Consider the following 10944-nt stretch of genomic DNA (forward strand, 5'->3'; position numbering starts at 1 on the left):
GGATTCCCCGCATCCGCGCGCCGCTCGCGTGTTGCGGGCGGCGCGGCCGGACCGCGATCAGCCGATCACGCCGAGCCGCTTGCCGACGCGCACGAACGCATCGACGGCCTGGTCGATCTGTTCGCGCGTGTGCGCGGCGCTCATCTGCGTGCGGATGCGCGCCTGGCCCTGCGGCACGACCGGGAAGAAGAAGCCGATCACGTAGATGCCCTCGTCGAGCAGCTCGGCGGCGAAGCGCTGCGCGAGCTTGGCGTCGTAGAGCATGACCGGGACGATCGGGTGCTGGCCTGGCTTGAGATCGAAGCCGGCCTCGCTCATGCGCGCGCGGAAATGCGCGGCGTTGGCGTTGACGCGGTCGCGCAGCTCGCTCGACGCGGACAGGATCTGGAACACCTCGATCGCGGCGGCGACCAGCGGCGGCGGCAGCGTATTGGAGAACAGGTACGGCCGCGAGCGCTGGCGCAGCAGGTCGATGATCGCCTTGCGGCCAGTCGTGAAGCCGCCCGAGCCGCCGCCGAGCGCCTTGCCGAGCGTCGAGGTGAACACGTCGACCTCGCTCATGACGCCGTGCAGCTCGGCCGAGCCGCGGCCGCTCGGGCCGACGAAGCCGGTCGCGTGCGAATCGTCGACCATCAGCAGGGCGCCGTAGCGCTTCTTGAGCGCGACGATCTCGTCGAGCCTGGCGATGAAGCCGTCCATCGAGAACACGCCGTCGGTCGCGATCAGGCGCGTGCGGCGGCTCTGGGTCTCGGCCAGGTGGCGCTCGAGTTCGGCCATGTCGCCGTTTGCGTAGCGGCGCCGCTCGGCCTTGCACAGGCGGATGCCGTCGATGATCGAGGCGTGGTTGAGGGCGTCGGAGATCACCGCGTCCTCGTCGCCGAGCAGGGTCTCGAACAGGCCGCCGTTGGCGTCGAAGCAGCTGGTGTAGAGGATCGTGTCCTCGGTGCCGAAGTAGCGCGAGATCGTCGCCTCCAGCTCCTTGTGCAGGTCCTGCGTGCCGCAGATGAAGCGCACGCTGGCCAGGCCGAAGCCATGCGTGTCGAGCGCGCGCTTGGCGGCCTCGACGATGCGCGGATCGTCGGCGAGGCCGAGATAGTTGTTCGCGCAGAAGTTCAGCACCTCGCGCCCGTCGGTGGTGCGGATCGCCGCCGACTGCGGTGTGGCGATCACGCGCTCGGTCTTGTACAGGCCCTGTTCGCGGATCGATTCGAGTTCCGATTCGAGGCGTTGCTGAGCGGAATAGGTCATGGCGAAGGCCCGCAGAAAAAAGGACGCGCGATTGTGCGCGATCGGCACGCTTCGATCCATGCGCGCGTCCGGCGCGGCGCACGTGCGGCCGGCATGACGCTGCCGTGCGGGGGCTGCCGTCAGGAAAGGTGTTGACGAATCGGCGCGCGCAGCGAATAATTCGCGCCCCGTCGAGCGGCGGGTCGCGCAAGCGGCTCTTCCGATCCCTCGCCGGACGCGTCACCTGCGCCCGTAGCTCAGTTGGATAGAGTACCAGGCTACGAACTTGGTGGTCGGGAGTTCGAATCTCTCCGGGCGCGCCAATCCACGAAAAGGCCGACGAGCCATGCTCGCCGGCCTTTTTCGTTTGTGGTGCTTCGGCAGCCCGGCGGGCGGTCCCGTATCGCGTGCACGCCGCGCGGTGGCCAAAGCGGTGTCGCGCGGCGCGCGCCGTCACTCGAAGCCGTCGCGGAAGATCGTATCGTCGAAGTCGGTTTCCAGCGTGACGCCGTCGAACCAGCCGTCGGGACCGCCGAGCACGGCCTCCGGGCCGGTGCCGCCATCGGCGCCGGGGGCGATCGGACTGCCGTTCTGCACGACCAGGTAGACGGTCAGCGAGGTGGTCTGTCCCCAGACCGCCGGCGTGACGTCGATGATCGCCGGTAGCGCCGGCCGTGCCCAGGTACTGCCGCTGGCGAGCAGCAGCGAGCCGGTCGCCGCGGGCGGCGCGTCCGTGCAGCCGTCGAGGGTGCCGGTGCTGTAGCGCAGCTCCCAGTCGAGCCAGACCCGGTGCGGCGGCGCCATCGGCCCCGCGCCGGTCGCGCGGCCCCAGCCGTTGAGCGCATAGCGGGCCGGGCCGGGCAGGTGGATGCACTGCCGGCGCACGGCCACGCGCGCGTCGTCGGCGGCGGCGGTACCGCGCACCGATCCCGAGCCGGACGGACCGGAGGCGTTCTGGGTGCCGTCCCAGCTCGAGGTCGACAGCGCCTCCCAGTGGTTCAGATCGGCATCGAAACCGGCGTTCAGCACCAGCGGCTGCAGGTATTCGCGCTCGAGCGCGCCGGCGTCGGACGCACCGGACTCGTTCGGGTTGACCGGCAGATCGAGGCTGCGCGTATGCGAATGCAGATCCTGCGGGAACGAGGCCAGCGGCGCTGCGAAATCGACCGCGCGCGAACCGGCCCGCGGCAGGTAGTCGCCGCCGGCCGGATCGACGAAGCGGGGCGGCGCGAGCGTCGTCCCGCCCGGCACCGTGCTGGTATTGGCGATCACGTGCTGGATGTCGTGGTTCCCGCCGACCGCACCGACGTCGGTCGCGATCATCGCCTTGCCGGGCTGGTCGACGAGGCTGCGCGTGAACGCCATGTCCTCGTTGATCGACAGCACGCCGTTGGCGCCGATGCCGTTGCCGGCGACGGTCAGGTAGTGCAGCCCGACCAGCGGCCAGACGGCGTCCTCGTTCTGGTCGTCGCGGATCAGCGCATGCTGCACCGTGTTGCCGGCGACCAGGCTGTTGTCGAGCTGCAGGGAGGTCCAGTCCTCGCCCGACAGGTAGATCAGCCAGCCCGCTTCGTTGCCTTCGATCGCGATGCGCGAACCGTCGAAATCGGCGTCCTCGGACAGATGCACGACGGCGCCGGTGGTGTTGAGGGTGCGGTTGTAGCGGATCGATCCGCACGGCGCGCCGAACGGACAGGCCGCGGCGGCGGCGTGTAGCGGCCGGGTCGGGTGCGGATGGTTGAAATGGACCTGGCCGCCGATCGCGTCCGCGCCGAACGGGCCGTAGGGGTCGTAGCCGAGATTGATCGCGGCGCCGACCGGCGCTGCGTTGCCCTCGATCGCGACGTGACGCAGCTGGGCGATCGCGCTCGCATTGTTTCCGGACTCGCCGTCCGGCTGCAGGTCGATGGCGCCGCCGCGCTCGCTGGCGAAATTGTCGAGGATGCGCAAGGGCTCGGCCGGGTTCGTGCTGAACACCTGTACCTCGGCATCCCGCCCCGAGTCTTCGCCGGCCAGTACCGCGATGCCGCCGCCGATCGCGGCCCGGTTGCCGTAGACGGGGCCGAGATCGAGCACGCCGCGGGAGCCGATGTACGCATAAGACGCGAACGAGCCGCTGGCGACCAGCAGGCCGCCGCCGCGCCCGCCGGCGGTATTGAGCAGCAGCACGCTGTTCGGCGCGATCATCGTCATCTCGATGTTCTGCGCGACCACGCCGCCGCCGTGACGGCGTGCGGCGTTGTTGGCGATCGTGACGTTGGCGCCGATGATCAGCTCGGCCTGCGCCGTGGTGCCCTGCGCATAGACGCCGCCGCCGTCTTCGGCCGCGTTGTCGACGATCTCGCTGTCGGCGATGTCGACGATGCCGCCGCCGATGAAGTGGATGCCGCCGCCATCGTCGTCGCCGGCCTGGTCGCCGTCGCGGACGACGAGGTTGCGCAGCATGAACCGGCCGTTGCCGCGCAGCGCGATCACCGAACGCGCCTGGCCGCCGGCGCCGCTCAGCGTGGTCTTGCCGTCCGCGGCGGCGCTGGTGCAGGCGAGCCAGCCGCCGAGGATCTCCACGTCCTGATCGGTCTGCGTGCTGACCTGGATGCCGGTCCACGTCGCCGATCGCACGATGCGCACGACGTCCGGGCCGGGGTTGTTCGCGGCGGCGTCGAGCGCCGCCTGCAGCGTACCGTGCGTGCAGGTGGCGCCGGGACCGACCGAGTACGTCGCCGCCGGGGCCGCCGTCGCGAGCGCGAGCAGTGCCAGCGCCGCGGCGGCCGGGAACGCGGGAATCGGGAATCGCATGAGGATCGCCTCGTTGGGGGGTCGATCCGGAGAACACTGCAAGGCGGCGATCCGGGACATCCGCAGCGGCGCCGGCCTTCGCCGACCTCGCCGGCACCGCAGGGCCGGAGTAGTATCGCGGCCATGACTGAAGCCGCTGCGGAGACGGTCGGTGCGCAGGGCGCGCAAGCGGCCGGCGACGGTGCGCGCGGCGTCGACGAGCTGTTCACCGAGGTCTATGCGCGGCTCAAGGCGATGGCGAGCCGCAAGGCCGCCGCAGGCGGTGCCACCCTCGACACGACCGCGCTCGTGCACGAGCTGTATCTGCGCATGCAGCACGGCGACGATCTGCGTTTCGACGCGCCCGCGCAGTTCTTCGGCTACGCCGCGCGCGCGATGCGCCACCTCCTGGCCAACCGTGCGCGCGACCGATTGCGCCTGCGCGCCGGCGGCGCCTGGGCGCGGGTGACGCTCGACACCCACGACGAGCAGCTCGCCGTCGACAGCGCGAACGAGGTGCTGGCGCTCGAGGAATCGCTGCAGGCGCTCGAACACAGCCACGCGCGCGCGGCACGCGTGATCGAACTGCGCTACTTCGCCGGCCTGCCGGTCGAACGGGTGGCCGAACTGCTCGAGGTCGACCGCCGCACCGTGCACCGCGACTGGCGTTTCGCGCGCGCGTTCCTCAACGAGCGGCTCGGCTGAGACGCGGCCATGTCCCATCCGCGCGCCGGACGGGGTTGTCGCTGACATGCCGCCCGCCGACCGTCCGCCGACCACCGATCCCGCGCGCGCGGCCCGCCTGCGCGCGATCTTCGACGAGGCGATCGAACGGCCGGCCGCGGCCCGTGCGGCCTGGGTCGACGCGCACGTGGCCGATGCCGACGAGCGCGCCGCGCTGCACCGGCTGCTCGAAGCCGACGATCGCGACGGCCCGCTCGAACGCCCGGCCGACGAGCACATGCAGCGCATCGGTCTGGAAGAAGCGCCGTTCGCGGCCGGACTGGTCGGCCAGTGCATCGGCGCGTTCCGGCTGACCCGCCTGATCGGTGAAGGCGGCATGGCCGTGGTCTTCCACGGCGAGCGCGAAGGCGGCCAGTTCCGTCAGGAGGCGGCGGTGAAGCTGCTGCGGCGCGGGCTCTGGTCGCCGTTCGAGCAGCGCCTGTTTCGCCGCGAGCAGCAGGCGCTGGCGTCGCTGTCGCATCCGAACATCACCCGGCTGATCGACGGCGGCATCAGCGACGCTGGCGTGCCGTACCTGATCCTGGAGTACGTGCACGGCGTGCCGATCACCGACTACGTCGCGGCGCAGGCCTGCGGCCTGCGCGAGCGCCTGGCGCTGTTCGTGGTGGTCTGCCGCGCGGTGGCGGCGGCGCACCGCCAGCTGATCGTGCATCGCGACCTCAAGCCGTCGAACATCCTGGTCGATGCCGAGCAGCAGGTGAAGCTGCTCGATTTCGGCATCGCCAAGCTGCTCGCCGATGACGGCGATGCGGTGCGCACCGAGATGACCGTGCTGACGCCCGGCTACGCCGCGCCCGAACAGTTCTCCGGCGGCACCGTGACGACCGCGACCGACGTCTACTCGCTCGGCGTGGTGCTGCACGAGCTGCTGCTCGGCGAACGTCCGCCGGCTGCATCGACGAGCCGGCCCGCTCTCGCGCCCGTTGATGCCGGGCCACACCCGGCGATCGCGATCGGCCGCGAGCTCGACAACGTGCTGCGCAAGGCGCTGTCGGACGCGCCGGAGCGCCGCTATGACTCGGCGGCCGAGTTCGCCGACGACGTCGAGCGCTACCTCGCCGAGCAGCCGGTGCTCGCGCATCCGCCGTCGCGCTGGTACCGCGCGCGCAAGTTCGTGCGCCGCCACCGCGGCGGTGCCGCGCTGACCAGCGTGCTGATCGTCGCGATCCTGGCCAGCCTGTCTCTGGCGGTCCGCTACGCGCGCGAAGCCGGTATCGAGGCGGCGAACGCGCGTGCCGAAGCCGAACGCGCGAACGCCGCGCGCGACTTCATCGAGGGCATGTTCGAGCCGGTGCGCCAGCAGGTGGCGGAAGGCCGAACGCCGAGCCTGCGCGAGCTGGTCGGCGCGGGCTACGCCCAGCTCGAGCGCGACACCGACCTCGGCGTCCTCCAGCGCATCGACCTGCTGCTGATGTTCTCGCGGCTGCACGAGTCGCTGGCCGAAACCGGGCGCAGCGGCGAACTGGCCGAACACGCGCACGCGCTGGCGGCCGCCGCGTTGCCGGCCGATTCGCCGCTGCGCATCCGGGCGACGCTCGCGTTCGCCAAGTCCTTGCTCGAGGAAGGCGATCTCACGCGCGCGGAGACGCTGCTCGGCGAAGCCTGGCAACCGCTGCAGCGGCAGGGCACGGCCTCCGACGACCTGATCGAGCTGTACGCGAACCTGGCGCGTCTCCAGGTCGAGGCGGACCGGCCCGAGCAGGCCGTGCAGACCGCGCGGGCCGAGCTGGCGGCGCGCCTGGCCTTGTACGGAGACAGCGGCAGCAGCGCCGGCAGCGGCTACAACAATCTCGGATTCGCATTGCAGGCCGCCGGCCGCTTCGACGAGGCGGCCGACGAGTTCCTGCGCGCGCTGGCGATCGACGCGCGCGCCGCCGATCCGCAGAACCTGCAGCGCGCCTATCCGCTCGGCAACCTCGCGCAGGCCCTGTACAACGGCGGACGTCTGGTCGAGGCGAGGCAGCGTTTCGCCGAAGCGCTGGCCTTGCACGAGGCGATCGGGCTGCAGGCGCCGCCGAGGCTGCTGATCGGCCAGCTGGCGATGCTGGCCGCGACCGAGCAGGCGCTCGGCGATCTCGCCGCGGCCGGCAGGACCTTCGATCGCCTCGCGTACTGGGCCGAGCGCACGCCGGCCAGCGACTCGGCGCGATCGCTGACCGCGCGCGGGCGCGCCCAGCTGGCGCTGGAGTCCGGGCGGATCGCCGACGCCGTTCGCGAACTGGAGCGCGCCGAGGCGCTGCTGCCGGCCTTGCCGGAGCTCGCGCGCCAGCGCGCCGAGGGCCATCGCGACATGATCCGGGCCGAGATCGCGCTGCTCGGCGCCTCGCCGGCCGAGGCGATCGGACTGGCGCACAGCGGCGTGGAGAAGTTCGGCGAGAAGACCTATCCGCCCCACGTCCATCGTTACGGACTGACGCTGCTCGCGCTGGCGTGTGCGGCCGCGGAATCCGTCGAGGATCCGCGTTGCGACCGTTCCTACGAGAACGCGGCCGCGGCGCTGGCGGCGGCGCCGTACCGCGATCACCCCACGCTGTTGCGCGGGCAGACCGCGCTGGCCCGCGTCGAACTCGCGCGTGGCGACGCCGGCGATGCCGCGCGCCGGCTGCGCACCGCGCTGCAGGCCGCCGAACGGCGCGGCGTGGACGCGCACAGCCCGCGGCCGGTCGAGGCCGGCCTCTGGCTGGCCGTCGCGCTGGCCCGGCAGGCCGACTGCCGCGGTGCTGCCGAGGCAGCGGCCCGCTTCGGGCCCGCCGCCGCGCGCTGGCCCGCGCATGCGCTGCTCGAGCCGCCGGTCGCCGCATCGCGCCAGCCGGGTCGATGCGGCGCCACCGGGACGCCGATCGGCCCGTCGGTCGGCGGCGCGCGCGCATCGCGGCCGCACGCCGCGCGGCCTGCCGCCGCAGTCGCCGCCATCGAGGACGCACGCCGGCCCTGAGCCGGCCGGATCGACGACGAGGCAGTCCGAGGCCCGGCGTCGGTGCGCCGCGGGACCGAGTTGCGCGCGGGCACGCAGCGGATCGAAGTCGGGCGCACGCTGCGAATGCCGGTTCGGAAGCGAACGCCGGCACCGCGGTACTGGAGTCGCCGTCCGATCCGCGTCGTTTCCCGATGCGGCGGCCGATCAGGCCGAGGCGTAGACCTTTGTCCGCGAGGCCCGGATGTCGCGCACCGGCGGCGCGCCGAACAGGCGGCCGTACTCGCGCGTGAACTGCGGCACGCTCTCGTAGCCCACCGCATAGGCGGCCATGCTGGCCGAGGTACCCTCCGACAGCATCATCCGCCGGGCCGCGATCAGCCGCAGCTGTTTCTGGAACTGCAACGGCGACAGCGTGGTGACGGCGCGAAAGTGCTGGTGAAACGTGGACGGACTCATGCCGGCGACCTCGGCCAGGCGATCGACCCGCAGCGGCTGCGCGTAGTCGGACCGGATCAGGGCCACGGCACGCGCGACGCGCTGGGCGGTGCCGTCGACGATGCCCAGCTTGCGAATCGCCGGACCGTGGCGGCCGGCCAGCAGCCAGTAGTGCATTTCCCGGATCAGTTGCACTTGGAGGACCGGGATCGCCGCGGGGCGGTCGAGCAGTCGCATCAGGCGCAGCGCGGCGTCGGCGACCTCGGCTTCGGTGGGTTCCACGCGCAGCGGAGCGCCCCCGGCCTCCTGCGCGACATCCATCTCGAGCGCAAGCGTCTCGATCACGGCAGGGTCCAGATCGACGACGAGCGCGTAATACGGCGCACGCGCGTCCGCACGCGTGATCTGGCTGACCGTGGGCACGTCGGCCGTGATCAGCAGCGAGTCGCCCGCGCCGAAATCGAAGGTCGCGCTGCCGATCATGACGCGCTTGTTGCCCTGCACGACGAGCGCGACCAGCGGACGCGAGATCGCGTACTGCAGCTCGCTCGGTGCGCCCGCGCGAATCGCCGTCAATCCGCCGATCGGCGTGCTCGCGACGCCCTGCGCGTCGGCGTGAAAGTCCGCGTAGCGGCGGACCGCGGTGAGCAGCGCATCGTTCATCGGCCGAGGGTAATCGGGCGCCGGCGGGTGCGCAAACCGTTATGGAGGATCAGGCAAGCGATGCGGAGGATCCGGCAATGACGCCGATTCGATCCGACCGCTCCTCCGCGGGTCCGGTCCCGGTCCGGCCCCGATGGCGGACGGCGCCCCGTCGCTCGCGCGCCGTCCGATCGGAACGGGACGGAGGAATGAGCAAGAAGTCCAGAGGAATCCGCAACGCGCGGCCGGTGCGCGTCCGGATACTGCTCCCGTCCCACCGACACCCCCTTCACAGGAGACGCTCATGTCCACCATTTCCCTGGTTACCGGCGCCAATCGCGGCCTCGGCCGCAATACCGCATCGAGCATCGCCCGCCGCGGCGGCGATGTGATCGTGACCTATCGCAACGGCGAAGCCGAAGCCCGTCAGCTCGTCGAGCAGATCGAGGCGATGGGCCGCAAGGCCGTCGCCCTGCGCCTGGACACCAGCGACGTATCGGCCTTCGCCGGCTTCGCCCGGGACGTCGGCGCCGCGCTCGAGACGGTCTGGGGGCGCGCGACCTTCGACCATCTCGTCAACAACGCCGGTCACGGCGAGCTGGCCGCCTTTGCCGACACCACCGTGGCGCAGTTCGATGCGCTGTTCGACGTGCACGTCAAGGGCGTGTTCTTCCTCACCCAGGCGCTGCTGCCCCTGCTCGCCGATGGCGGGCGTATCGTCAACCTGTCCTCGGGATTGACCCGCGTGACCTATCCGGGCTTCTCCGCCTATGCCGCGGCCAAGGGCGCCGTCGAGATTCTCAGCGTGTGCATGGCCAAGGAACTGGGCAGTCGCGGCATCACCGTCAATACGGTGGCCCCGGGCGCGATCGAAACCGACTTCCTGGGCGGTGCAGTGCGCGACATGCCCGAGCTCAACCAGCAGTTCGCGGGGATGATCGCGCTGGGTCGGGTCGGCGTGCCCGACGACATCGGCCCGATGATCGCCAGCCTGCTCGGCCCGGACAATCGCTGGGTCACCGGTCAGCGCATCGAGGTCTCGGGCGGTCAGGTCATCTGAGCGAGCCGGCCGGCGCGCGTTCGCCGGCGGGAAGGTGCCGCGGACCGCTACTGAATCGGATCGCCTCGCGCGAGGGGGCGGCGCCGGGCCGCGCGCTGATCGGGCCCGGTCGTTCATTGCAGCACGCGAATCGAGGAGAACCGTCATGCGTATCGGCGTGGCAGGACTGGGCAAGATGGGCGCCGCCATGGCCGCTCGTCTTCACGAGCAGGGCGCGCAGGTCACGGTCTGGAATCGCTCCCGCGAGAAGGCCGTAGCGAGCGGGCTGCCGGTCGCCGACACGCTGCATGCGCTTTGCGGACGCAGCGACATCGTCCTCACGTCGCTGTTCGACGATGGTGCCGCGACGGCCGTGTATCGCGGCAGCGAGGGACTGCTCGCCGCGGGGCGCGGCAAACTCTTCATCGAGACCAGTACGCTGAGTCCGGCGGTGCAGGTCTCGTTGTTCGAGGCGGCCATGGGTGCGGGCGCCGCCTTCGTCGAGTGTCCGGTCGGCGGCAGCATCGGACCGGCCCGTGCCGGCCGGCTCCTGGGCCTGGCCGGCGGCGAGATCGACGATCTGGAGCGCGCGCGTCCGGTGCTGCAGATGCTCTGCCGTCGGATCGAACGGATGGGGCCGGTCGGCAGCGGAAGTCTGACCAAGCTGGCCGTCAACCTGCCGCTGCTGGTGTTCTGGCAGAGCTTCGGGGAGGCACTGGCCCTGGTGCGCGAACTCGGCAAGGACCCGGCCTGGCTCGTGTCCTTGTTCGGCGAGACCGCGGGTGCGCCGAGTATCCTCGGCACCCATGCCGCAGCGGTGGCGGCGACGCTGGCCGGCGACCGGAATGTCGCGCCCACGTTCGCCGTCGACGCGATGCGCAAGGACCTTCGAACCTTGCTCGCCGAGGGCCGGGCGCGGGGGATGACCTTGCCGCTGGCTTCGCGAACGCTCTGGGTACTGGACGCCATCAGCGCCGCCGGGCAGGGCGACCGCGATTGCTCATACGTACCGGCCTACTGGGCAGGCAGCGAACGCGAGCGGGCCTGACCCAGGACGCGGTTCGCGCGCTCGGGCGCTGAAGAAGCGGGGAACGCCCCGGCACGGTCCTCGTGACGCTGCGTCGATCGCGCGACGCAGCGGAAGACCGGTATCGCGATGCGCGGT

At 71.6% G+C, this 10944-nt stretch carries 8 protein-coding genes and 1 tRNA gene; 6 read left to right on the forward strand and 3 right to left on the reverse strand.

The annotated features are described in order from the left end of the window. Positions 1 to 57 precede the first annotated feature (57 nt). Complete coding sequence (gene kbl, locus VMR06_RS06660) at positions 58 to 1248, reverse strand: glycine C-acetyltransferase (protein ID WP_325374365.1); 1191 nt, start codon at positions 1246 to 1248, stop codon at positions 58 to 60. 225 nt (positions 1249 to 1473) lie between these two features. Here kbl and VMR06_RS06665 point away from each other — a divergent pair. Beyond that, positions 1474 to 1550, forward strand: a tRNA-Arg gene (locus VMR06_RS06665). Positions 1551 to 1680: 130 nt separating this feature from the next. Here VMR06_RS06665 and VMR06_RS06670 read toward each other — a convergent pair. After that, the gene (locus VMR06_RS06670) at positions 1681 to 4023 is read right to left on the reverse strand and encodes a hypothetical protein (protein WP_325374367.1); all 2343 of its coding nucleotides are present in this window, start codon (positions 4021 to 4023) and stop codon (positions 1681 to 1683) included. A 123-nt stretch (positions 4024 to 4146) separates the two neighbouring features. Between VMR06_RS06670 and VMR06_RS06675 the strand changes: the two genes are divergently transcribed. Both VMR06_RS06675 and VMR06_RS06680 read left to right on the forward strand, forming a co-directional pair. After that, positions 4147 to 4707 (forward strand): ECF-type sigma factor, encoded by a 561-nt coding sequence (locus tag VMR06_RS06675; protein ID WP_325374369.1) that lies wholly within the window; start codon positions 4147 to 4149, stop codon positions 4705 to 4707. Between the two features lie 46 nt (positions 4708 to 4753). Next, entirely contained in the window at positions 4754 to 7681 is a 2928-nt protein-coding gene (locus tag VMR06_RS06680; protein ID WP_325374372.1) for a serine/threonine-protein kinase, read from the forward strand. A gap of 186 nt (positions 7682 to 7867) precedes the next feature. Here VMR06_RS06680 and VMR06_RS06685 read toward each other — a convergent pair whose 3' ends face one another. Next, positions 7868 to 8641: an AraC family transcriptional regulator gene (locus VMR06_RS06685; protein ID WP_325374659.1), complete on the reverse strand. Its 774-nt coding sequence runs from the start codon at positions 8639 to 8641 to the stop codon at positions 7868 to 7870. Here VMR06_RS06685 and VMR06_RS06690 point away from each other — a divergent pair. From VMR06_RS06690 to VMR06_RS06700, 3 genes are all read left to right on the forward strand, one after another. Then, positions 8580 to 8717, forward strand: coding sequence for a hypothetical protein (locus VMR06_RS06690; protein ID WP_325374671.1), 138 nt, complete (start codon positions 8580 to 8582; stop codon positions 8715 to 8717). The genes VMR06_RS06685 and VMR06_RS06690 overlap by 62 nt on opposite strands. Before the next feature lie 327 nt (positions 8718 to 9044). After that, positions 9045 to 9800 carry an SDR family NAD(P)-dependent oxidoreductase gene (locus VMR06_RS06695; protein ID WP_325374661.1) on the forward strand — a complete coding sequence of 252 codons (756 nt, stop codon included), beginning with the start codon at positions 9045 to 9047 and terminating at the stop codon, positions 9798 to 9800. A gap of 145 nt (positions 9801 to 9945) precedes the next feature. Continuing rightward, positions 9946 to 10827, forward strand: a complete 882-nt coding sequence (locus VMR06_RS06700; protein WP_325374373.1) for an NAD(P)-dependent oxidoreductase — start codon at positions 9946 to 9948, stop codon at positions 10825 to 10827. The last annotated feature ends 117 nt before the right edge of the window (positions 10828 to 10944 follow it).

This window comes from Dokdonella sp. (assembly GCF_035511235.1).
In the GTDB taxonomy this organism is placed as follows: Bacteria; Pseudomonadota; Gammaproteobacteria; order Xanthomonadales; family Rhodanobacteraceae; genus Dokdonella.